The organism is Delftia sp. NA_296.1 (assembly GCF_052692095.1).
Genome location: NZ_JBQZGF010000005.1, coordinates 74,618 through 97,420, shown reverse-complemented (window position 1 = coordinate 97,420; position 22,803 = coordinate 74,618). Strand labels below are relative to the sequence as shown.

Genomic DNA, 22,803 nt, shown 5'->3' with positions numbered 1-22,803 from the left:
CCGAACCACGGCATGGCACCCGGATTCTGAGCCTGCACAACCGGCGGCGGGAAAGCCACAGCTATCATTGAAAGATGCTCTCCGTCCCCCTGATTTCCGCCAACGTATCGCCCCTGGGCTGGATGCTGGCGCTTGCCGCAGCCGTGGCCTATGCCGTGCCAGCCGCCGGCGCCCGACGCATCAGCCAGGCCGGCGCCCGCATTGCCCTGCGCCTGGCCTGGGTGCTCCACGCCCTGGCTCTGGCCTGGGGCCTGCTCGGGGAGCAGCCTCATTTCGGCTTCGCACCGGCCCTGTCCATGACGGCCTGGCTGGTGCTCACCGTCTATGGCGTCGAGCAGCAGTTGTTCCCCAAGATGCGCGCGCAGCTGGCGCTGTCCGCGCTGGGCACGGCCGCCGTGCTCATGGCCGCGCTGTTTCCGGGAACGCCCCTGCATGTCAACGCCTCGCCCTGGCTGCCGCTGCACCTGGCACTGGGCATTGCCTCCTACGGACTGTTCGCGGCCGCCGTGGTCCACGCCTCGCTGATGACACGCGCCGAGCAGCACATGCGGCTGGGCGGCGGTGGCCATGACAGCGGCCTGCCGCTTCTCACGCTGGAGCGCCTGACCTTCCGCTTCGTGTCCGCAGGCTTTGTGCTTCTCACGGCCACGCTGGCCGCAGGCTGGCTGTTCGGCGAACAGCTCTATGGCAAGGCCTGGGTCTGGAACCACAAGTCTGTGTTCTCGCTGCTGTCCTGGCTGACCTTTGCCGTGCTGCTGATCGGCCGTGCGCGCTTTGGCTGGCGTGGCCGCAGCGCCGTGCGCATGCTCTATGCAGGCGCCCTGCTGCTGCTGCTGGCCTATGCGGGATCGCGCTTCGTCATGGAAGTGCTGCTGGAGCGCACCACATGAAGTACCTGCTGGTCCTGATCGTCATCATCGTGGCTGTCGGCATCTGGCGCAGCCAGCGCCGTGCCGAGGCCCGCGAGCGGCGCCAGGCCGCTGCGCCGCGCAACCCGGCCAACCCGGCCAATGCGCCGCTGGCGGCACCGCAGGACATGGTTGAATGCGCGCACTGCGGCCTGCACCTGCCGCGCAGCGAGGCCATCGAGGCGGCCGGCCGCAGCTACTGCAGCGCAGAGCACCGCACCCTGGCGCAACGGCGCTGAGCATGCAGGACGCGGTCCCCCCCCAGCCACCCACCATCGACGAGGCCGCGGCGCAGTCGCCGCACGACGCCAACGCCCCCTTTGTCCGGCTATGGCAGGGCTTCCTGACCGGCCGCGTGCTCATCGCCACTGCGCTTTTGCTGCTGCAGCTGGCGCTGCTCAGCGTGCAGCCTGGCGGCAATTCCCTGGTCTGGCTGGTCTGCCTGGGTTACCTGGGGCTGACGCTGCTGCTGCGGCTGACGGCACGCGCCCAGCCGCCCTCGCCCCGCGCCGGCGTGCACTGGCTGCCCGTGATCGGCGTGGACATCGCAGTCATCTGCCTGCTGCAGATGCTGCAGACCGGGCCGCTGAACTACTCGGCCCTGCTGGCCATTCCCATCCTGATCTCGGCCGTGCTGGGCAATCTGACGCTGGCCCTGGCCACCACGGCCAGCGTCACGCTGCTGACCCTGGGCTGGGTGGCATGGCAGGACGTGGCTGGCCGCATAGAAAGCACCCAGGCCTACTACCAGGCCAGCTTTGCCTGCGCAGGCTATTTCGCGGTGGCCTATCTGACGCACGAACTGGCACGCCGCGTGCGGCGCGAGCGCCACCTGGCCCAGCACAGCAGCCGCAAGGCCCAGACGCAGGAACAGGTCAATGCCCTGGTGATCCGCCACCTGGGCGAAGGCGTGCTGGTGGTCGATCCCCAGTTCCGCGTGCAGCAGGCCAACCCGGCCGCGCTGCACCTGCTGGGGCTGGCCGACGCGCATGCCCTGCCCTTCGCCCTCAAGGAGCATTCCGGCTGGCAGCGGCTGCAGGACGCCGTGGCCCAGAGCTTTGCCCAGAACCTGCCCATCTCGGCCGCCATCCATCTGCAGTCCATCGGCCAGGAAGGCATGACGGGCCTGCACCTGCGCACCTGGCTGACCGAAGTCGCCACCCCATCCGAGGCCGCCGACGCGGCCGAGCCCGCACTGCTGCAGCAGCTGTGCGTGGTCTTTTTGCATGATCTGCGCGAGATGGAGGCGCGGCTGCGCACGGAAAAGCTGGCCTCCATGGGCCGCATGTCGGCCGCCGTGGCCCACGAGATCCGCAATCCGCTGGCCGCCATCACCCAGGCCAATGCCCTGCTGTCCGAGGATCTGGCGCAGGACCCGGCCCAGCAGCAGCTGTGCCGCATCGTAGGCCAGAATGCCGAGCGCCTGGCACGCATCGTCGAGGACGTACTCAACATCGCCCGGGCCCAGCAGCACATTGGCGAGGCGCATGCCGGCCTGCTGGCCCTGGACCAGCATGTGGCCCAGGTTTGCCAGGAATGGCAGGCCCAGGGCCAGCCCGCGCACAGCATCCAGCTCCTGCTCGACGCCAGGGACAAGACCGTGGTGTTCGATGGCGAGCATCTGCGCCGCATCCTGGTGAACCTGCTGGACAACGCCCGGCGCTACCGCAGCAACGCCCACGAGCCACACACGCTGCAGGTGCTGACCGGCGCGCAGGCCGGCGGCCAGATCTGGCTACAGGTCTGGAGCGACGGCGCCGCGCTGGAGCCCACGGTGCAACGCCATCTGTTCGAGCCCTTCTTCTCTTCGGAAAGCCGCTCCAGCGGCCTGGGCCTGTATATCTGCCGCGAGCTGTGCCAGCGCTACGATGCCAGCATCAGCTACCAGCGGCTGTCGCGGCCCACGCCGCACGGCCCTGTCGAGGGCAATGCCTTCAGCATCGTGTTCCGTGCCGGCCCGGCCTCGGCCCTGCCGGCCTCCCTGTTTGATCAGATTGTGGTGTGATGCCTTTGAACTCCCTGCCCGCTGCCGCATCGATCCTTGTCGTGGACGACGAGCCGGATCTGCGCACCCTCTATGAACTGACCCTTCTGCGCGAAGGCTACCGCGTGGAAACCGCCGCCAGCGTGGGCGAGGCGCGCGAGCAACTGCAGACCCAGCGCTTCGACGTGGTCATCACCGACATGCGCCTGCCCGACGGCATGGGCATGGAGCTGCTGCAGGACCTGCGCAGCCAGCAGCGGCGCGAGCGCTGCGTGGTCATGACGGCCTACGGCTCCGCCGAGAACGCCGTGGAGGCCCTGCGCTCAGGCGCCTTCGACTACCTGACCAAGCCCGTGGACCTCAAGCAGTTCCGCCTGGTCGTGGCCTCGGCCGCCCAGGGCGTGGGCGGTGTGCCGGCCCCGGGCGTGATGCCGGCGCGCAGCCCTTCGGCCTCTCCCGCCGCCAGCCCGGTGCTCAACGGCAGCGGCGCACTGGACGCCATGGTCGGCGAGTCACCCGCCATGCAGGCCGTCAAGCAGCGCATTGCCAAGGTGGCCCGCGGCATGGCGCCGGTGCTGGTGCATGGCGAGTCGGGCACGGGCAAGGAGCTGGTGGCCCGCGCGCTGCATGCCTGCAGCCAGCGTGCCCATGGCCCCATGGTGGCCGTGAACTGCGGCGCCATTCCCGAAAACCTGCTGGAGGCCGAGTTCTTCGGCGCGCGCAAGGGCTCCTATACCGGCGCCACCCAGGACCGCGACGGCTACTTCCAGGCTGCGCGCGGCGGCACCTTGTTTCTGGACGAGATCGGCGACCTGCCCCTGGCCATGCAGGCCAAGCTGCTGCGCGCCATCCAGGAGCGCCGCGTGCGCCCCCTGGGCTCCGCACAGGAGGAAGCGGCCGATGTACGCATCGTCAGCGCCACCCACCGCGACCTGGCTGCCGATGTGCAGCAGGGGCGCTTCCGGCAGGACCTGTACTACCGCCTCAATGTCATTGAGGTACTGCTGCCCCCGCTGCGCGAACGCCGCGAAGACCTGCCTGCCCTGTGCCGCGCCCTGCTGGCACGGCTGTCGCAGGAATCCGGCCTGCCCATGCCCGAGATCGACGAGCGTTCAGTGCAGCAGATCGCCCGCCTGCCCCTGCCCGGCAATGTGCGTGAACTGGAGAACCTGCTGCACCGCGCCATCACGCTGGGCGAGGACGGACCGCTGCGCATAGATCCCGAGATGCAGCTGCCCTGCGGCACGCCACCAGCCCCGCCCGCACCGCCTGCATCCGCCTCGCCCTCTCCTCCGCTCTCGCCTTCGCGCCCCCTGCCGCAAGGCAGCCCGCTATCGCCAGAGCCAGCCGATGCCGACCTGCCCCGCGACCTGCAGGCCTGGCTGGACGAGCGCGAGCGCGGCATCCTGGTGCAGGCGCTGCAGGAAAACGGTTTCAACCGCACGGCCACGGCCGCACGGCTGGGGCTGAGCCTGCGCCAGATCCGCTACCGCATCGACCGGCTGAACATCGCCCTGCCCGGCGATGCCAGCGCGGAGACGGACGGAGGCGGCCATGGCGAGTCCTGATCCACAGGCGCAAGCCACCCAGGCCCCGGCCTGGACCTGGCAAGGCGGCTGGCTGCAGCAGGCCCGCCACCTGCCCTCGCCCAACTTTGGCGAGCGCCCGGCCCAGGCGCTGGTCGATCTGGTCGTCGTGCACTCCATCAGCCTGCCCCCGGGCGAGTACGGCACGGGTGCGGTCCAGCAACTGTTCACCAACCAGCTCGACTGGGACGCCCATCCTTACTACCAGGGGATACGCGGCCTGGAGGTGTCAGCGCATTTCTTCATCACGCGCCAGGGCGAGGTCTGGCAGTTTGTGGACTGCGATGCGCGCGCCTGGCATGCAGGCGCTTCCCGCTGGCGGGGCCGCGACCGCTGCAACGACGACTCCATCGGCATAGAACTCGAAGGCCTGGAGGGCCTGCGCTTCGAACAGGCCCAGTACGCGGCGCTCGATGCCCTGTGCAACGCCATCGCGGCGCGCTACCCCGTGGCCCATCTCGCAGGCCATGAGCACATCGCGCCGGGCCGCAAATGCGATCCGGGCGCTGGCTTCGACTGGCACCGGCTGCGCGGGCTGCTGGCCCATCACCCTGCCACGGCGAACTGGCAGCTGCCGCCGGGCGCGGGCCAGCCCTCCACGTAAGCGCACACCCTCATCGCAGGCACCACCAGGTCTTGCGCAAAATCCCGCTTGTCCACAGGCAGAGGACAAAGGCTGTGTCAATCCAGAAAGCAACCGATGTGGCGCGCCAGGCGCACGCACCGGCTGCCTGATCATTTTTTACAAATTCACGCATGTGTCGCAGCCCCACTGTCCATGGGGCTTTCAGCGGTCCGACCGGCGCAAGGCCAAGGCTGCCGCGGCTTGCGGCGGACCATCGCCCGCAAGCCACCGCGCAGCGGGCCTTTGCTGCTATTGGCTTGTAGGTTGCGCACCCGTTTGGCGCAGCGCAAACAGCGGTTTTCCGGCTGTGAGTACCCCGTGTACATGAGACGGCGATACACTACAGGTAGTGCCCAGAAGCACGCTGGACACCATATCTAGTGTTCACAAGCTGTGCACACCCTGTGAAAACGGTGTGTACATCCGACCCCGATTCCATCTCCCAGCAAGCCTGCCCCAAGTGCAGGTCCGCGTCCGTTCTATCCACAAACACCCGTTGAGGAAACTCATGCAAGAAGCACTGAATTCTTTGGCTCCCGCTGCGCACGGTGATGCTGCCAATCCTTCCTCCGCCCATCACCTGTCCGTGCAGGACGGCTACCAGATCATCCGCCGCAGCGGCGATGTGGTGCCCTTCACGCCGCAAAAGATCGCCGTCGCGCTGACCAAGGCCTTCCTGGCCGTGCGCGGTGCCCAGGGCGCGGCCTCCGCCAGCGTGCGCGAGACCGTGGACGAGCTGACCCAGGCCGTGGTTCGCGCACTGCTGCGCTCGCGTCCGGGCGGCGGCACCTTCCATATTGAAGATGTGCAGGACCAGGTCGAACTGGGCCTGATGCGCGGCGGCCACCACGACGTGGCGCGCGCCTACGTGCTGTACCGCGACCGCCGCAACCAGGAACGTGCCGAGCAAAAGAAGGCCGCCGAGGCCGCAGCGGCTGCTGCCGCCGCACCGGCGCCCGTGCTGCATGTGACCGACAACGGCCAGCGCGTGCCGCTGGACCAGGCCCGCCTGCTGGCGCTGATCGAGGCGTCCTGCCGCAACCTCAACGCCGATATCCAGGCCGCCCCCATCGTCGCCGAGACGCTGCGCAACCTGTACGACGGCGTGCCGATCGAAGAAGTCTTCAAGGCCTCCATCCTGGCCGCTCGCACGCTGATCGAGAAAGACCCCGACTACACCTACGTCACCGCCCGCCTGCTGCTGCACACGATCGTGCGCGAGGTCATGGGCCGTGACGTGCACCCGGCCGACATCCAGGCGGCCTACGCAGAGTACTTCCCCGGCTTCATCCGCAAGGGCGTGGACAACGAGCTGCTCAACCCCGAGCTGCTGAACTACGACCTGCCCCGCCTGGCTGCCGCCATCAAGGCCGAGCGCGACGAGCAGTTCGACTACCTGGGCCTGCAGACCCTGTACGACCGCTACTTCCTGCACGTGCGCAAGACGCGCATCGAGCTGCCCCAGTCCTTCTTCATGCGCGTGGCCATGGGCCTGGCGCTGCAGGAAGAGGACCGCAATGCACGCGCCATCGAGTTCTACGAGCTGCTGTCGTCCTTCGACTTCATGAGCAGCACGCCCACGCTGTTCAACAGCGGCACGCTGCGCTCGCAGCTGTCTTCCTGCTACCTGACCACGGTGCCCGACGATCTGGACGGCATCTATGAGTCCATCAAGGAAAACGCCCTGCTGTCCAAGTTCGCCGGCGGCCTGGGCAACGACTGGACGCGCGTGCGCGCCCTGGGTTCGCGCATCAAGGGCACGAACGGCGAGTCGCAGGGCGTGGTGCCCTTCCTCAAGGTGGTCAACGACACGGCCGTGGCCGTGAACCAGGGCGGCAAGCGCAAGGGCGCCGTCTGCACCTACCTGGAGACCTGGCACCTGGACATCGAGGAATTCCTCGAACTGCGCAAGAACACCGGCGACGACCGCCGCCGCACGCACGACATGAACACGGCGAACTGGATTCCCGACCTGTTCATGAAGCGCGTCATGGAAAAGGGCCACTGGACCCTGTTCTCGCCCTCCGATGTCGGCGACCTGCACGACCTCTTCGGCGCCGCCTTCGAGCACGCCTACAAGGCCTACGAAACCAAGGCCGACAACGGCGAACTCAAGCTGTTCAAGCGCATCCCGGCCATGGACCTGTGGCGCAAGATGCTGTCCATGCTGTTCGAGACCGGCCACCCCTGGGTCACCTTCAAGGACCCCTGCAACGTGCGCTCGCCCCAGCAGCACGCCGGCGTGGTGCACTCGTCCAACCTGTGCACCGAGATCACGCTGAACACCAGCGACACCGAGACCGCCGTCTGCAACCTGGGCTCGGTCAACCTGGCGCGCCACATCGTCGATGGCGCCATCGACCACGGCAAGCTGCGCAAGACCATCACCACGGCCATGCGCATGCTGGACAACGTGATCGACATCAACTACTACGCCGTGCAGAAGGCCAAGGACTCCAACCTGCGCCACCGCCCGGTGGGCCTGGGCCTGATGGGCTTCCAGGATGCGCTCTATGAAATGCGCATCGCCTACGCCAGCGACGCGGCCGTGGAGTTCGCCGACCAGTCGATGGAAGCCATCTGCTACTACGCCTACTGGGCCTCCACCGAGCTGGCCAAGGAACGCGGCCAGTACTCCAGCTACAAGGGCTCGCTGTGGGACCAGGGCATCCTGCCGCTGGACACGCTGAACCTGCTGGAGAAGGCACGCGGCGGCTATGTGGAAGTGGACCGCTCCTCGCGCCTGGACTGGGATGCCCTGCGCGCCAAGATCGGCCAGCACGGCATGCGCAACTCCAACTGCGTGGCCATCGCGCCCACGGCGACCATCTCCAACATCGTCGGCGTCGATGCCTCCATCGAGCCCTCGTTCGGCAACCTGTCGGTCAAGTCCAACCTGTCCGGCGAGTTCACCGTCATCAACCAGTACCTGGTGCGTGACCTGAAGCGCCTGGGCCTGTGGGACGACGTGATGGTCATGGACCTCAAGCACTTCGACGGCTCGCTGCGCCCCATCGACCGCGTGCCCCAGGACGTCAAGAGCCTGTACGCCACCGCCTTCGAGGTCGAGCCCACCTGGCTGGTCGAGGCCGCTGCGCGCCGCCAGAAGTGGATCGACCAGGCCCAGAGCCTGAACATCTACATGGCCGGTGCATCGGGCAAGAAGCTGGACGACACCTACAAGCTGGCCTGGCTGCGCGGTCTGAAGACCACCTACTACCTGCGCACCACCAGCGCCACCAACATCGAGAAGTCCACGGTGCAAAGCCGCGTGCTCAACGCCGTGCCCTCGGCCGCCGCCGCACAGCCTGCCGCCGTGAACACCTCCAGCGCCCTGGAAGCCGCGGCAGCCGCCGCGCGCGCCCAGGCACCGGCGACGGACATCAAGTTCTGCGCCATCGACGATCCCGGCTGCGAAGCCTGCCAGTAAGCCGCGCAGCGCGGGGCCTCGCCACGGCGCAGGCCCCGCGCCCTGCCCGCCAGCCAGCGCCATGCGCAGGATCTTCGCCATGGACCTTGGGCCTGCTCAACACGCCAGGCCACCCATGGTCCTACATTGACCGGAGCAGAAAGAGAGGACTCTTTCGCACCGAATGAACTGAACATATGCCCCAGGGCATGCCGGAGAAATTTGCAATGCTGACCTTTGACGACGACGCCACCCTCTCGAACACGCCCAGCGGCGCGGAGGCTGCGCCGAGCACCACACACAAGCGCGTGAATGCCGCCGACAAGCGCATCATCAATGCCAAGACCGACGTCAATCAGCTGGTGCCGTTCAAGTACAAGTGGGCCTGGGAAAAGTACCTGGCCACCTGCGCCAACCACTGGATGCCGCAGGAAGTGAACATGAACCGCGACATCGCCCTGTGGAAGGACCCCAACGGCCTGACCGAGGACGAGCGCCGCATCATCAAGCGCAACCTGGGCTTCTTCGTGACGGCCGATTCTCTGGCCGCCAACAACATCGTGCTGGGCACCTACCGCCACATCACGGCGCCCGAGTGCCGCCAGTTCCTGCTGCGCCAGGCCTTCGAGGAAGCCATCCACACCCACGCCTACCAGTACATCGTGGAGTCGCTGGGCCTGGATGAGGGCGAGATCTTCAACGCCTATCTCGAAGTCCCCTCCATCCGCGACAAGGACGAATTCCTGATCCCCTTCATCGAAGCGATCATGGACCCCGCCTTCAAGACCGGCACCTTCGAAACCGACCAGACCCTGCTCAAGTCGCTGATCGTTTTCGCCTGCCTGATGGAGGGCCTGTTCTTCTACGTGGGCTTCACGCAGATCCTTGCGCTGGGCCGCCAGAACAAGATGACCGGCGCCGCCGAGCAGTACCAATACATCCTGCGCGACGAGTCCATGCACTGCAACTTCGGCATCGACCTGATCAACCAGCTCAAGCTCGAAAATCCACAGCTGTGGACACCCGAATTCAAGGAAGAAATCACGGCGCTTTTCGTCAAGGCCGTCGAGCTGGAATACCGCTACGCAGAGGACACCATGCCGCGCGGCGTGCTCGGAATGAACGCATCGATGTTCAAGGGCTACCTGCGCTACATCGCCAACCGCCGCGCCACGCAGATCGGCCTTGAGGCCCTGTTCCCCAACGAGGAAAACCCGTTCCCCTGGATGAGCGAGATGATCGATTTGAAGAAGGAACGTAACTTCTTTGAGACACGCGTCATCGAGTATCAAACCGGCGGCGCACTTTCCTGGGATTAATCGCTTCTCTGCAGGCACAATGCGAACCATGACGCGCTTCACGCTTTTGCAATACCGATGGTGTTGCGGCGTGGGGCGTCTCCGTGTTCATTGCGATGCGTCACTCCACATCGCTTTGGATCGCTTCGGAGCCCCGTACCCCGAAGTGTTTTGTGCAAATCAACGAAGGAGAAGATGATGGCAACTGCGAAGAAGACGGCCTCCACCAAGGCCCCCACCGACAAGAAGACCACTGCCAAAAAGGCGGCTGCTCCCAAGGCTGAAACCGTGAAGAAAACCACGGCCACTGCCAAGGCAGCACCCGTCAAGAAGGCTGCTGCACCTGCTGTGAAGAAGGCTGCAGCTCCTGCTGCCAAGAAGGCCGCTGCACCTGCTGCAAAGAAGGCTGCCGCTCCTGCCAAGAAGGCTGCTGCACCTGCTGCGAAGAAGGCTGCCGCTCCTGCCAAGAAGGCTGCTGCTCCTGCTGCGAAGAAGGCTGCCGCTCCTGCCAAGAAGGCTGCTGCTCCTGCTGCGAAGAAGGCTGCCGCTCCCGCCAAGAAGGCTGCTGCTCCTGCTGCAAAGAAGGCTGCCGCTCCTGCCAAGAAGGCTGCTGCTCCTGCTGCAAAGAAGGCTGCCGCTCCCGCCAAGAAGGCTGCTGCTCCTGCTGCAAAGAAGGCCGCCGCTCCTGCCAAGAAGGCTGCTGCTCCTGCTGCAAAGAAGGCTGCCGCTCCTGCCAAGAAGGCTGCTGCTCCTGCCGCAAAGAAGGCCGCTGCTCCCGCCAAGAAGGCTGCTGCACCTGCCGCAAAGAAGGCCGCTGCTCCTGCCAAGAAGGCTGCTGCTCCTGCTGCCAAGAAGGCCGCTGCTCCCGCTGCCACAAAGGCTGCTGCACCTGCTGCCAAGAAGGCCGCTGCTCCCGCCAAGAAGGCTGCCGCTCCTGCTGCTGCCAAGAAGCCCGCTGCAGCTGCCAAGCCTGCCGCAGCGCCCGCCAAGGCCGCAGCAGCTCCTGCCGCTCCCGCCAAGAAGGCTGCAGCCCCGAAGAAGGCTGCAGCCCCGAAGAAGGCCGCTGCCCCCAAGAAGGCCGCAGCAGCTCCCGCCGCTGCCGCGCCTGCAGCTCCCGCTGCCGCACCCGCGCCCATCGCGCAAACCCGCCTGGCTCCCCAAGCCGCATGGCCCTTCCCCACAGGCAACAAGCCCTGAGACTTTTCCGGTCTCAAAGCAAAAAGCCCGGCTCTTTGGAGTCGGGCTTTTTTCATTGTGAAGACCGCGGCTGCGCCGCCGGCCGGTGATCCCGGCTTCAGGGCTGGGCGAAGTCCAGCACGTAGTTCTGCGGGCCACGGCTGGCAATCTTGAGCGCGCCCAGGCGGTTGCCCAGTTCGGCGCAACGCACCAGGTCCCAGCCACGCTCCAGGCCGAACAGCATGGCGCCACGCCATGCGTCGCCACATCCCGTGGGATCGACCACGGCGGCGGGCTGCACCGGCGCCACCAGGGTCTTGGCGCCTTGCACCCAGACCTCGCAGCCCTCTGCCCCCAGCGTCACCACCAGGCCTTGCACCTGCCCGGAAATCTGCTCCAGGCTCCAGCCTGTGCGCTCGCTGAGCATACGGGCCTCGTAGTCGTTCACGGCCACCCAGTCAGCCTGCTCGATGAAGCTGCGCAGCTCCTGTCCATCGAACATGGGCAGGCCCTGGCCTGGATCGAACACAAAGGGAATGCCGGCCGCCTTGAACTGCTGGGCATGCTCGAGCATGGCCTGGCGGCCATCGGGTGCAATGATGCCCACGCGCACCTGCTCCTTGAGCTCTGGCGTGATGCGGTTGCCGTGGGCCTGCATCATGGCGCCCGGGTGGAAGGCCGTGATCTGGTTGTTGTCACGGTCCGTCATGATCATGCACTGGGCCGTGTGCGTGTCCTGCAGCTGGCCGATGTGCGCGGTCTGCACGCCCAGTTCGTCGAGGCGCTGCACATAGTCGGCGCCGTCGCTGCCCACCATGGCCATGGGCCAGGCATCGCCGCCCAGCAAGCGCAGGGCGTAGGCGATGTTGCCGGCGCAGCCGCCGAAATCGCGGCGCAGCGTGGGCACCAGGAAGGACACATTGAGGATGTGCAACTGGTCAGGCAGGATCTGGTCGGCAAACCTTCCCTCGAAGGTCATGATGTTGTCGAACGCAAGCGATCCGCAGATGAGAGCGGCCATGGTGTGTCTCGGCTTTCTTGAAAAGTCAGGGGGATTCAGGGATAAAAAACCAGGGCGCGATAGCCGGCCACGGCCGCCTCCAGGCCTTGCACTTCGACCGGGGCCGTAACGCTCCACTCGCCATGGCCCTCGATCTGCGCGGGCGCGCCGAACTGGTCAAGCCGGATCACGCGCCGCAGCAGCAGCTTGTCCTGGGCATCGGTGAGCGTGAGTTCGACAGCGGGCATGGCCACGGGGAAGTCGGAACGGTTCTCCAAGCTCAGGCTCCACTGGTACTGGCCGCTGCGCGGCAACTGCCGAAAGCCCGAACTGCCGATCACCACATCGCCGATCTGGCGGCGCGGCTGCAGCTCGCAGCCCGCCATGGCGCACAGGGCCTGCAGCGCGGGCGCCAGCGAAGGATGCTGCACGGCCAGCGCATCGCGCTGGCCCCACATGACCTGGCCTGCCAAGGCGCCCACGCCCAGCAGGCTGCCCATCACAAGCGCCACGCGCACGGCAGGCCGGCGCCAGAAGGCCTTGCGCCGCGCCTGGCGCACAAAGCCGGGCTCGGCCTCGGGCAGCGCGGCCGCAGCCTCACCGCTGCCTTCGCCATCGCTGTCGGGCCAGCGGGAGAACTCCGGCGAAGGCACGGAGGCCTGCGCCTGCGGCTCCGATTCCCGGAGCAGGCCGGTTGGCACGGACGGCGCAGGCGCATCGGACGACTTGTCGGACGACTTGTCGGATGGCTTGTCAGATGGCTTATGGGGCCGTGTGAACGGCACGCCTTCCTCATCCTTTGCCGGTGCGGGCACAGGAGCCGCAGTGTCAGGCTCGGGTCCGAGCAGGCCGTCAACGGCTTGCCCGGCCTGGGCGGCGGGCGGGGACTTCGGCGCTGCCCGGGACGCAGCCAGGATCTCGTCCACCAGCGACGCTCCAGGCAGCGCGCTGCCCGACTCTTCGGCGGCGCTGGCGGAGGGGTCCTTCGCGGTCACAGGGGGCGAAGGCGGGGCCTCTGGAGCCGGCATCTCGGCCGGCGGCATGGACGGCGAAGGCTCGGCACTGGCAGCGGCAGCCGTGGTTGCGGTGGATACCGCAGGTGCGGCAGGTGTGGCAGGTACAGAGGGCGCAACAGGTGCAACAGGTGCAGCAGACCCCGATGCGCCCCGCCCCGGCAATCCGCTCGGCGCCGTAGGCAGCCACATGGATTCCCTGAATTCGCGGATGTCATCGTCCTCGAATTCGGCCGGGTTGTGCGATGCCCCGCCAGCCACCGGAGTGCCGGCCACCAAGGTGCCGGCCGCGTTCACAGGTGCCGTGGGCAGGGGCTGCAGGTCCTCGGAGGCATCGAACACTTCATGGCAGACGCCGCAGCGCACCCACCCCTGCGAAATTCGCAGCTGGTCGGCCACCACTTTGAAGCGGGTTCCACAGGCAGGACAGCGGGTGACTTGGCTCATCAGCGATCGATTGTAGGCAGCTGCTCGCGGCCCGCGCCACGAAGGCGGCGGCCGCGCGGGGACTCGGGCCGGAAATCAGGCCGCGCGGCGCGCGGTCATCAGGATCCAGCCATCTTCGCTGTCGGCCACTTCCAGCGCCAGGTACGGCGCATAGGCCTCCTTGAGCTCGTCGGCCTGGCGCTCCAGGATACCGGCCAGCACCAGGCTTCCACCCGCTGCCACGCGGCCGCACAGCAGCGGCGCCAGCACCTTGAGCGGTGTGGCCAGGATGTTGGCCAGCACGGTGCGGTATTCGCCGTTGCCGGCATCGGGCAGGCCCGCCTTCAGTTGCACGGCGTTGGCGTCGGCGTTGTAGCGCGTGGACTCCACGGCAGCCGGGTCGATGTCCACCGCGTCGATGTCGGTGGCACCGAACTTGGCAGCGCCAATGGCCAGGATGCCCGAGCCGCAGCCGTAGTCCAGCGTGCGGCCAAGACTGCCTTGGGGCTGGCGGGCGATCCAGCGCAGGCACATGCGCGTGGTCGGGTGCGTGCCCGTGCCAAAGGCCAGGCCCGGGTCCAGGCGGATGCTCACGCGCGCCTCGGGCGGCAGCTCGTGCCAGGTGGGAACAATCCAGAATTCGGGCGTGATGTCCACCGGGGCGAACTGCGACTGCGTCAGGCGCACCCAGTCCTGCTCCGGCACCTGCTTGACGGCGATGATGCTGCAGCCCTCGAAGAAGTCCTGGGGCAGCAGCAGATCACGCGCCTCTTCGGCCGCTTGCTGCGAGGGGAACAGCGCCACCAGGCGGCTGCGCTGCCAGCCGTCCTTGGGCGGCGGCATGCCGGGCTCGCCGAACAGGGCTTGCTCGGCCTCGGTCTGCGCGTCGGCATCCTCCACCGACACGCTCAGGGCGTCCAGCGCATCCAGCGCATCGCTGACGGTCTCAACCCGGTCTTCCGGGCACAGCAGGCTCAACTCGAACATGGGCCCATCCTTTTCTATGCAATAAATGAAAATGCTGGCCGCCGTCGCCGGGGGCCAGCATGCAGGGTCAATCGGGCGACCTGCTCAACGCTTGTTGGCGTTGCGGTGCGCCAGCCACTCTTCCAGGTAATGGATGTTGGTGCCGCCTTCCATGAACTTGGCGTCCACCATCAGATCCTGATGCAGCGGGATATTGGTCTTGATGCCTTCGACCACGGTCTCCAGCAGCGCCGTGCGCATGCGCGCCAGCGCCTGCTCGCGCGTGTCGCCGTGGACGATGATCTTGCCGATCATGGAGTCGTAGTTCGGCGGCACGAAGTAGTTGTTGTAGACGTGCGAGTCCACGCGCACGCCAGGGCCACCGGGGGCATGCCACATGGTGATGCGGCCCGGCGACGGCATGAAGTTGTAGGGATCCTCGGCATTCACGCGGCATTCGATCGCATGGCCCTTGAGCTGGGCATTGATCTGGCGCTGGGTGAAGGGCAGCTTCTCGCCTGCGGCCACCATGATCTGGGTGCGCACGATGTCCACGCCCGTGATCAGTTCGGTCACCGGATGCTCCACCTGAACGCGGGTGTTCATCTCGATGAAGTAGAACTCGCCGTTTTCAAAGAGGAACTCGAAGGTGCCGGCGCCACGGTAGCCCAGCTTCTTGCAGGCAGCGGCGCAGCGCTCGCCGATCTTCTCGACCAGGCGGCGCGGAATGCCCGGAGCCGGTGCTTCCTCGATGACCTTCTGGTGGCGGCGCTGCATGGAGCAGTCGCGCTCGCCCAGGTAGACCGCGTTGCGGTGGTTGTCCGCCAGGATCTGGATTTCCACATGGCGCGGGTTCTGCAGGAACTTTTCCATGTAGACGGCCGGATTGCCGAAGGCCGCACCGGCCTCGGCCTTGGTCATCTGCACGGCATTGATCAGCGCCGCCTCGGTATGCACCACGCGCATGCCACGGCCACCGCCGCCGCCTGCGGCCTTGATGATCACCGGATAGCCCACGGCCTTGGCGATGCGGCGGATCTGCACGGGATCGTCAGGCAGCTCGCCATCCGAGCCGGGCACGCAGGGGACGCCCGCCTTGATCATGGCCTGCTTGGCCGAGACCTTGTCACCCATGGTGCGGATGTTCTCGGGCGTGGGGCCGATGAAGGTGAAACCGCTCTTTTCCACGCGCTCGGCAAAGTCGGCGTTCTCGCTGAGAAAGCCGTAGCCGGGGTGGATGGCCTCGGCGTCGGTCACCTCGGCGGCCGAGATGATGGCCGGCATGTTGAGGTAGCTCAGCGGCGAAGGCGCGGGGCCGATGCACACGGCCTCATCGGCCAGCTTGACGTACTTTGCGTCACGGTCGGCCTCGGAATACACCATCACCGCCTTGATGCCCAGTTCACGGCAGGCGCGCTGGATGCGCAGGGCAATCTCGCCCCGGTTGGCAACCAAAATTTTCTTAAACATGAAGGTCCTCGCGACTTGGTGCCTGCGCCGGTACGCAGGCCGAAGCCGTCAGTTGAGCCAATTGCTCTGTCGCGCCGCGGCATGCGTTCGCGCCAGGGCGTCGTGCCGCTTGCGGCATCGCTCGCCTGCAGGTTACTCGATCACGAACAGGGGCTGGCCGTACTCTACCGCCTGGCCGTTTTCGCCCAGGATGCGCGTGATCGTGCCGCTCTTGTCGGCTTCGATCTCGTTGAGAATCTTCATCGCCTCGATGATGCAGATGGTCTCGCCTTCCTTGACCTGGTTGCCCACTTCCACGAAGGGCTTGCCGCCAGGGCTGGAGGCGCGGTAGAAGGTGCCGACCATGGGCGACTTCACCACGTGGCCGGAGACGGCTGCCTCGGCCGGTGCCGCCACGGGCGCTGCGGGGGCAGCGGCGACGGGTGCCGCCATCGGCGCGGCCATGGGAGCCTGCATGGGCGCTGCCACATAGTGCTGCACCACGGCGCCTTCGCTCTTGACGATCCGGACCTTGCCCTCTGCTTCGGTGATCTCCAGTTCCGACACGTTCGATTCGGACACCAGATCAATGAGGGTCTTGAGTTTTCGCAAATCCATGGGAGCTCCAGCGGCTAACAACTAAATAGGGCGCGAATTTACTCCAATTTCGCCCTTCTGCGTGCTTTGAGGCATATTTTTCATCAACGTCGCCATGGAATTCAGGGCATTTCCTGAGCTTTCACAGCTTCGATGATGCGAAAAATCAGCCTTTTGCGCTCCAGGAAGCCAGATCTTCGGTAGTAAGCTCACCTATTTTACGTTGCTGCACCATGCCATCTTCGCCGAGCAGCACGGTGAAGGGCAGTCCGCCCTGCAGATTGCCCAGCGAGCGGGTCAGGCCCAGACCGCCTTCCACCGCCAGCGCCACAGGGAAACGCAGCGGTGTGCGACCCAGGAAGCGCTGCACGGCCTCCGGCTTGTCCACGGCCAGGCCAATGACCTGAATACCATGCTGGTCTTGGCGCGCCGAGAAGGCATCGAGCATGGGCAGCTCGCGCACGCAGGGCGGGCACCAGGTGGCCCAGAAATTGACCAGCACCGGCTTGCCGCGCCAGCGCGACAGCGTCATGGCCGAGCCATCGGGTGTGATGAAGCGCTGTTGCCACAGCTGCTCTTCGGCACTGGCATCCATGGCGTGCGGCTGAAAACGCCACCACGCAAACCCTGCCCCACCCAGGCCCGCGGCGGCGGCAACGCCGCCCATCAGCCAACGGCGACGGGAAGATGTGTTTTGCCCTGCATCCACTGAATCAGCCACGGTCGGCCTCCTCTTCATCCTGATCCAACAGCCTGCGCAGCGCCTCGGCGCTGCCGCGCGGGCTGCGCCCCTGGCCGTCGGGCTTGAGTGCGCCACGCAGATCATCATGGTCGTACACCAGCAGATGCACGCCCACGGACTCGTTCAAAGGGCGGCAGAAGGCGTGGATGCTCAAGGCCTCCACGGCCTGCCCCGTAAAGCCGGTGACGGTGCTGGGCTCGTACTCCACATGCTGGTTGATCAGCGCGATCTCGGCCGACTTGGGGTCGTCGCAGAACAGCTGCAGGTAAATATCGGACAGGCGGGTGGCTGTGCCGCGCCAGACGGCGCCGGCCAGATGGGGCCGGAACTCGGCCAGGCGGTCCATCCATTGCAGGGCCAGTTCGCGCAGGGCCTGCAGTTCCTGGGGCTGGGTGTCGGCGCAGAACAGGGCAATGTATTCGCGCACGGCCTCTTCCACCAGGTCGTTGCCCGGCAGCGCGGTGCGCGCGGGCAGCCCCAGCTGGCGAAGTGCGCGGTGCTTGGCAGCCCCCCATTCCAGCCCTTCCTCGACCACGAGGCGGGCCGCGGTCTGGGCAATTTCGGCAGTGGCTTGGTCCATGGCTTTCCGATCCGCTGTATCCCTACATATATATAAGAGGCCTTCCCTGCGGATGGCCCCGGGCCATTGTGACCCAAGCCGCGGCACCGCCGACCGCAGACGGGCTTTGCACGTTCCCGCCAGCGCCTTGCACCGGCGATTTCGCAACCTTGTGTTTCCGGGACCCGGTGCCTGCTGGGCCGCAAGCTCCTGTTTTTGCAGGACAGGCCTCCCGGACATGACGGCAACCGTAGAATGCCCGGCCATGCACATACATATTCTGGGCATCTGCGGCACCTTCATGGGCGGACTGGCCGCACTGGCGCGCGAGGCTGGGCACCGCGTCACAGGCTGCGACGCCGGCGTCTATCCGCCGATGAGCGATCAGTTGCGTGCACTGGGCATCGACCTGATCGAGGGCTACGGCGCCGACCAGATGGCCCTGCAACCCGACATGTATGTCGTGGGCAACGTGGTCAGCCGGGCACGGCTGCCCGACGGCAGCCCCAAGTTCCCGCTGATGGAGGCGATTCTTGAAAGCGGCGCTCCCTACACCAGCGGTCCGCAATGGCTTTGCGAACAGGTGCTGCACCATCCGTCCTGCCCGCGCCATGTGCTGGCCGTGGCCGGCACCCACGGCAAGACGACCACAACGTCGATGCTGGCCTGGATTCTCGAATGCGCAGGCCTGGCTCCGGGCTTTCTGGTCGGCGGCGTGCCACTGGACTTCGGCGTCTCGGCCCGCCTGGGCGCATCCAGCCGCCCGACGCCAGGCCAGGGGCCGGCCGGCGCGGAGCCCGTCTTCGTCATCGAGGCCGATGAATACGACACGGCCTTCTTCGACAAACGCAGCAAGTTCGTGCACTACCGCCCGCGCACGGCCGTGCTCAACAATCTGGAGTTCGACCACGCCGACATCTTCGAGGACCTCGGCGCCATCGAACGCCAGTTCCACCATCTCGTTCGCACCGTTCCCGCCTCCGGGCGGCTGGTGGTCAACGGCATAGAGGAAAGCATCACCCGCGTGCTGCACCAGGGCTGCTGGAGCGAGGTCTCCAGCTTCGGTGCGGTGGTCAGCGATTTCAGTGCCCAGGGTGATCCCAGCGCCTTCGACGTGCTGCACCGTGGCCACAAGGTCGCGCGCCTGGAATGGGCACTGACCGGGGAGCACAACCAGCTCAATGCGCTGGCTGCCATTGCAGCGGCCGAGCATGTGGGCGTGACGCCGGCCCAGGCCTGCGATGCGCTGGCGCGCTTTCAGAACGTCAAGCGACGCATGGAGCTGCGCGGCATGGCGGGTGGCGTGTCCGTGTACGACGACTTCGCCCACCATCCCACGGCCATCCGCACCACGCTGGACGGCCTGCGCCGCAAGCTCGGCAGCCAGGCACGCATCCTGGCGGTGTTCGAGCCGCGCAGCAACACCATGAAGCTGGGCACCATGAAGTCGCAACTGCCCTGGGCCCTGGAAAGTGCCGATCTGGTGTTCTGCCACACGGCCGGCCTGGACTGGGATGCTGCCGAGGCGCTGCGCCCCCTGGGCGTGGGAGCCGGCCACAAGGCGCAGGTGGCTGCAGACATCGATACGCTGATCGGGCAGATCCGCGCAGCCGCCCGCCCCGGTGACCACGTGGTGTGCATGAGCAATGGCGGCTTCGGTGGCATTCATCCCAAGCTGCTGGCGGCGCTGCAAGCCGCAGGCTGAACCGGGCACAGCCCCCAATGAAAGAAGCCCGGGTCATGCCCAGGCTTCTTTGCTGTATCGCTATCTGTCCGTCGTCAGTAACTGATGGACATGGCCGGCACATCGACACGGATCAGCGGCTTGGACAGCACGGCCTGGGCGGCCACGGCATAGCTGTTGCGCCATTGCTCGTTGTCGAACAGCCCGGAGCGCGAACGCGCCGCACGCGCCACCACCACCAGCTTGTCGGCCAGCAGAACCTTGCCGCTGGCGCGCAGGGGTTCGCAGTCCATGGAGATGAACTGCTGGTCCAGCCAATGCCGTCCTTCATCGGAACTCATGGGGGTGAGCCCGCTGGTGTCCGTGCGGTACTCTTGTCCGGCATCCAACACCACAATCACTTCGCTGCGCATGGAACTCCTCTCTTCATTACGGGATACGGCCCTGTGCCCGCTCATGCAGACAGGGCTGTCACTCATGCCCTGAGCTTAACCGCAAGCGCCTTTTCCACACCCCGGGCAAGCTGACATGCCTCAAGTGCCAGAGACTGGCTCCGGCGCTGGAGTCGGCACTGCCGCCAGCAGGTGTTTCAAGGCCTGCCAGCGCCTGCCCAAAGGTGCAAACGTACAATGGCCGACAGATTTGGCCCCGTTTTTTCATGGACCTCACCGCATGACAACCGACACCACGCACCAGAAACTGCTCGACCAGTTGCAGCAACTCGAAGACGAGTTGCGCAGCCAGAGCCTCTGGTCGGCCGTGGCGCCCAGCCCTGAGGCCATGGCATCGACCATGCCGTTCATGTACGACACACTCAAGCTGCACGAATGGCTGCAGTGGGTTTTCCTGCCCCGGCTGCGTGCCGTGGTCGATGCCCGCGGCCAGCTGCCCTGCCAAAGCCACGTGCATCCACTGGCCGAGCATGAATGGAGCCAGCCCGTGGCATTCGACAAGCGCCAGTTGCTGGTCCTGCTGCTGGGCATAGACGACACGCTGAACCAGGGCGGACTGACCCCGGCGGACGCCACGCCGCCACACTGAACAAGAAAACCGGGACATGGAAAAAACGGGGCATGCATGCCCCGTTTTCTTTTCCGGCTCAGGCGGCAACCAGGGCCGCAGCCGGCTCGGGATGCTTGACGCGGCGCTGCTGCACGGCGTCGGACAGTTCGGCCAGCGTTGCCAGGGAATCATCCCAGCCCAGGCAGGCATCGGTGATGCTCTGGCCGTAGGTCAGCGCAGCCACCTCATCCTTGCCGGGCGTGAACTTCTGGGCGCCGCCCACGAGATGACCCTCGATCATCACGCCGAAGACGCTGCGCGAGCCGCCGCTGATCTGTCCGGCGATGTCGCGTGCCACATCCTTTTGGCGCTCATGCTGCTTGGAGCTGTTGGCGTGGCTGCAGTCCACCATCAGCGTGGGAGGCAGGCCGGCCTTTTCCAGATCCTCGCAGGCTGCGGCCACGTTGGCCGCGTCGTAGTTGGGGGTCTTGCCGCCGCGCAGGATGACGTGGCAATCCTGGTTGCCCGCCGTGTTCACGATGGCAACCTGACCATTCTTGTGCACGGACAGGAAGTGGTGGCCACGGCTGGCCGACTGGATGGCGTCGGTGGCGATGCGGATGTTGCCGTCCGTGCCGTTCTTGAAGCCGATGGGCGCCGAGATGCCCGAGGCCAGTTCACGGTGGACCTGGCTTTCCGTGGTGCGCGCACCGATGGCTCCCCAGCTGATCAGATCGGCGATGTACTGGGGCGAGATCACGTCCAGGAACTCGCTGGCGGCCGGCACGCCCAGGCGGTTGATGTCGATCAGCAGTTGCCGCGCAATGCGCAGGCCTTCGTCGATGCGGTAGCTCTGGTCCAGGTAGGGATCGTTGATCAAACCCTTCCAGCCCACGGTGGTGCGCGGCTTTTCGAAGTACACGCGCATCACGATCTCCAGCGTGTCCTTGTACTGCTCGCGTATGGGCGCCAGGCGGCGCGCGTACTCGATGGCGGCCGCCGGATCGTGGATGGAGCAGGGGCCGACGATGACCAGCAGGCGGTCATCCTCGCCAGCCATGATGTTGTGGATGGTGCGGCGGGTGTCGCCGATCAGGGTCTCGACGGCCGTACCGCGGATGGGGAAGAAGCGAATGAGGTGCTCGGGAGGGGGCAACACGGTGATGTCCTTGATACGTGCGTCGTCGGTTTGGCCAGTCTTTTGGGAACCGCCGCGATACCAGGAATCGGCGAGGGAAGCTTGATGAGCAGTCATTGCTTGCTTTCGTGAGGAAAGATGGATCGTGGAAAACGGAGCGAAGAATCGGGAGGGAAAAACAAAAAACCGCCGGGCTTTACAGCTTCGGCGGTTTTGAGGGAGGTTTGTTCGGGTGCGCGCGCTTACCTCTCTTCCGCCGGGGAGGAGAACCAAAAGTAAAAGTAGAAGGAGGCACGGGCTTGCATGGGGATCGAATGTAGCACAGTCATTTTTCGCAGTGCAACATGGACATGAAGGCGGGGAAGCTGCCGTTCACCGTACCACAGAGAGAAAGCACAAAATCATTGACGCAGTAAAACTGCTTTTTTCTCAGTTTCACGCAAAAATTCTTCAGGCATATGCAGAAAATCACGATGCCATGCAGTTTTATTGCCATCAGCCATGAAAACGTGCAAACCCCGGGAAATGACGCATCTGCGCGTCACGCAAGGGCCCGATCAACGCCGCAGCAACGCGTCACGCAGCCTGCGCAGGGCCCGGCGCACGGCACTCAAGGGTTGCCATCGGCGCGCCTTGTAGCCAGACAGGATGGCAGTCACATCGGCTTCGCCGGCCACGGCAGCGGATTCGGCAAACATGTCCGTCAACAGGCAGGCATCGCCCAGCAGACGCCAGCCCAGGCGCTCGCAGCGGCGGAAGTGCTCGGGCTCCTGGGCATCGCCCACCAGCACGGACTGCTGCCAGGCGTGGACGGCCTCCCTGAAGCCTTTGAGCAGACGCTGGTAGGCAGGAAATTCGTAGAGGGCATGCCAGCCCGTTGCCAGGGTGGTGAGAAAGTGCTGGTGGTCCAGCACCGCCAGGTCAAGCTGCTGTATGGCGTCTTCGACCGCGGGGCGCGGGCTGCCCGCATAGCGCACGCGCACGGACTCGTCCAGCGCAACGGCCAGCAAGGCCAGTTGCTGGTGCATGGGCTGCAGGTCGCCCACGATCAGCTCATGCTGCCAGAAGCGGCTCAGCCGCGACTCGCCGGCCCAGGCACGCCATTGCTTCGGCAGGCTGCGCAGGGGATGGACGGAGGTCCGCGGGCCTGGCCGGGAGGAAAAGGAAAGCTGGGTCATGGAATCGGCGCCGGGCGGCGCCCATCGAACGCGGCGGGCCGCGTCAGGCAGGACAGGGCCCGG

General features: G+C 66.1%; 20 protein-coding genes. 10 read left to right on the top strand and 10 right to left on the bottom strand.

Translation table 11 applies throughout. The annotated features are described in order from the left end of the window. The first annotated feature begins 74 nt into the window (after positions 1 to 74). The 8 genes from ACUTR7_RS14170 (at position 75) to ACUTR7_RS14135 (ending at position 11,007) form a co-directional block, all read left to right on the top strand. The gene (locus tag ACUTR7_RS14170) at positions 75 to 890 is read left to right on the top strand and encodes a cytochrome C assembly family protein (protein WP_012203436.1); all 816 of its coding nucleotides are present in this window, start codon (positions 75 to 77) and stop codon (positions 888 to 890) included. After that, positions 887 to 1,147, top strand: coding sequence for a PP0621 family protein (locus ACUTR7_RS14165; protein ID WP_043825658.1), 261 nt, complete (start codon positions 887 to 889; stop codon positions 1,145 to 1,147). Before ACUTR7_RS14170 ends, ACUTR7_RS14165 begins: the two co-directional genes overlap by 4 nt. A gap of 2 nt (positions 1,148 to 1,149) precedes the next feature. Next, positions 1,150 to 2,913 carry a sensor histidine kinase gene (locus ACUTR7_RS14160; protein ID WP_445609061.1) on the top strand — a complete coding sequence of 588 codons (1,764 nt, stop codon included), beginning with the start codon at positions 1,150 to 1,152 and terminating at the stop codon, positions 2,911 to 2,913. Further along, positions 2,913 to 4,460: a sigma-54-dependent transcriptional regulator gene (locus ACUTR7_RS14155; protein WP_445609060.1), complete on the top strand. Its 1,548-nt coding sequence runs from the start codon at positions 2,913 to 2,915 to the stop codon at positions 4,458 to 4,460. Before ACUTR7_RS14160 ends, ACUTR7_RS14155 begins: the two co-directional genes overlap by 1 nt. Continuing rightward, on the top strand, positions 4,447 to 5,082 hold the full coding sequence (gene ampD, locus ACUTR7_RS14150) for a 1,6-anhydro-N-acetylmuramyl-L-alanine amidase AmpD (RefSeq protein ID WP_445609059.1): 636 nt from the start codon (positions 4,447 to 4,449) through the stop codon (positions 5,080 to 5,082). Before ACUTR7_RS14155 ends, ampD begins: the two co-directional genes overlap by 14 nt. A 529-nt stretch (positions 5,083 to 5,611) precedes the next feature. After that, positions 5,612 to 8,533 (top strand): ribonucleoside-diphosphate reductase subunit alpha, encoded by a 2,922-nt coding sequence (locus ACUTR7_RS14145; RefSeq protein ID WP_034390517.1) that lies wholly within the window; start codon positions 5,612 to 5,614, stop codon positions 8,531 to 8,533. A 206-nt stretch (positions 8,534 to 8,739) separates the two neighbouring features. After that, positions 8,740 to 9,831 carry a ribonucleotide-diphosphate reductase subunit beta gene (locus ACUTR7_RS14140; RefSeq protein WP_012203430.1) on the top strand — a complete coding sequence of 364 codons (1,092 nt, stop codon included), beginning with the start codon at positions 8,740 to 8,742 and terminating at the stop codon, positions 9,829 to 9,831. Between the two features lie 177 nt (positions 9,832 to 10,008). Then, positions 10,009 to 11,007, top strand: a complete 999-nt coding sequence (locus ACUTR7_RS14135) for a hypothetical protein (protein ID WP_445609058.1) — start codon at positions 10,009 to 10,011, stop codon at positions 11,005 to 11,007. A 97-nt stretch (positions 11,008 to 11,104) separates the two neighbouring features. On the opposite strand, the gene ACUTR7_RS14130 is transcribed toward ACUTR7_RS14135, so the two are convergent. The 7 genes from ACUTR7_RS14130 to ACUTR7_RS14100 form a co-directional block, all read right to left on the bottom strand. After that, positions 11,105 to 12,007 carry a carbohydrate kinase family protein gene (locus ACUTR7_RS14130; RefSeq protein ID WP_012203428.1) on the bottom strand — a complete coding sequence of 301 codons (903 nt, stop codon included), beginning with the start codon at positions 12,005 to 12,007 and terminating at the stop codon, positions 11,105 to 11,107. A gap of 35 nt (positions 12,008 to 12,042) precedes the next feature. Next, a complete protein-coding gene (locus ACUTR7_RS14125) occupies positions 12,043 to 13,446 on the bottom strand; it encodes a DUF3426 domain-containing protein (RefSeq protein ID WP_445609057.1) in 1,404 nt (467 codons plus the stop codon). A gap of 75 nt (positions 13,447 to 13,521) precedes the next feature. Next, on the bottom strand, positions 13,522 to 14,412 hold the full coding sequence (gene prmA, locus ACUTR7_RS14120) for a 50S ribosomal protein L11 methyltransferase (protein ID WP_012203426.1): 891 nt from the start codon (positions 14,410 to 14,412) through the stop codon (positions 13,522 to 13,524). An 84-nt stretch (positions 14,413 to 14,496) separates the two neighbouring features. Next, positions 14,497 to 15,861, bottom strand: coding sequence for an acetyl-CoA carboxylase biotin carboxylase subunit (accC, locus tag ACUTR7_RS14115; protein ID WP_012203425.1), 1,365 nt, complete (start codon positions 15,859 to 15,861; stop codon positions 14,497 to 14,499). Positions 15,862 to 15,993: 132 nt separating this feature from the next. After that, positions 15,994 to 16,458, bottom strand: a complete 465-nt coding sequence (gene accB, locus ACUTR7_RS14110; protein ID WP_012203424.1) for an acetyl-CoA carboxylase biotin carboxyl carrier protein — start codon at positions 16,456 to 16,458, stop codon at positions 15,994 to 15,996. 145 nt (positions 16,459 to 16,603) lie between these two features. Next, positions 16,604 to 17,104 carry a TlpA family protein disulfide reductase gene (locus ACUTR7_RS14105; protein WP_013804095.1) on the bottom strand — a complete coding sequence of 167 codons (501 nt, stop codon included), beginning with the start codon at positions 17,102 to 17,104 and terminating at the stop codon, positions 16,604 to 16,606. Between the two features lie 46 nt (positions 17,105 to 17,150). Further along, positions 17,151 to 17,759: a hypothetical protein gene (locus ACUTR7_RS14100; RefSeq protein WP_013804096.1), complete on the bottom strand. Its 609-nt coding sequence runs from the start codon at positions 17,757 to 17,759 to the stop codon at positions 17,151 to 17,153. Positions 17,760 to 18,003: 244 nt separating this feature from the next. Here ACUTR7_RS14100 and mpl point away from each other — a divergent pair, with 244 nt between their 5' ends. Beyond that, positions 18,004 to 19,443: a UDP-N-acetylmuramate:L-alanyl-gamma-D-glutamyl-meso-diaminopimelate ligase gene (gene mpl / locus ACUTR7_RS14095; RefSeq protein WP_445609056.1), complete on the top strand. Its 1,440-nt coding sequence runs from the start codon at positions 18,004 to 18,006 to the stop codon at positions 19,441 to 19,443. A 74-nt stretch (positions 19,444 to 19,517) separates the two neighbouring features. On the opposite strand, the gene ACUTR7_RS14090 is transcribed toward mpl, so the two are convergent. Beyond that, positions 19,518 to 19,835 (bottom strand): hypothetical protein, encoded by a 318-nt coding sequence (locus ACUTR7_RS14090; RefSeq protein ID WP_445609055.1) that lies wholly within the window; start codon positions 19,833 to 19,835, stop codon positions 19,518 to 19,520. 259 nt (positions 19,836 to 20,094) lie between these two features. On the opposite strand from ACUTR7_RS14090, the gene ACUTR7_RS14085 reads away from it, so the two are divergent. Further along, positions 20,095 to 20,463 (top strand): YqcC family protein, encoded by a 369-nt coding sequence (locus tag ACUTR7_RS14085; protein ID WP_445609054.1) that lies wholly within the window; start codon positions 20,095 to 20,097, stop codon positions 20,461 to 20,463. Between the two features lie 58 nt (positions 20,464 to 20,521). Here ACUTR7_RS14085 and ACUTR7_RS14080 read toward each other — a convergent pair whose 3' ends face one another. Both ACUTR7_RS14080 and ACUTR7_RS14075 read right to left on the bottom strand, forming a co-directional pair. Then, positions 20,522 to 21,679: a 3-deoxy-7-phosphoheptulonate synthase gene (locus tag ACUTR7_RS14080; RefSeq protein WP_012203418.1), complete on the bottom strand. Its 1,158-nt coding sequence runs from the start codon at positions 21,677 to 21,679 to the stop codon at positions 20,522 to 20,524. Positions 21,680 to 22,119: 440 nt separating this feature from the next. Beyond that, on the bottom strand, positions 22,120 to 22,740 hold the full coding sequence (locus tag ACUTR7_RS14075; protein WP_043780846.1) for a hypothetical protein: 621 nt from the start codon (positions 22,738 to 22,740) through the stop codon (positions 22,120 to 22,122). Positions 22,741 to 22,803: the final 63 nt, after the last annotated feature.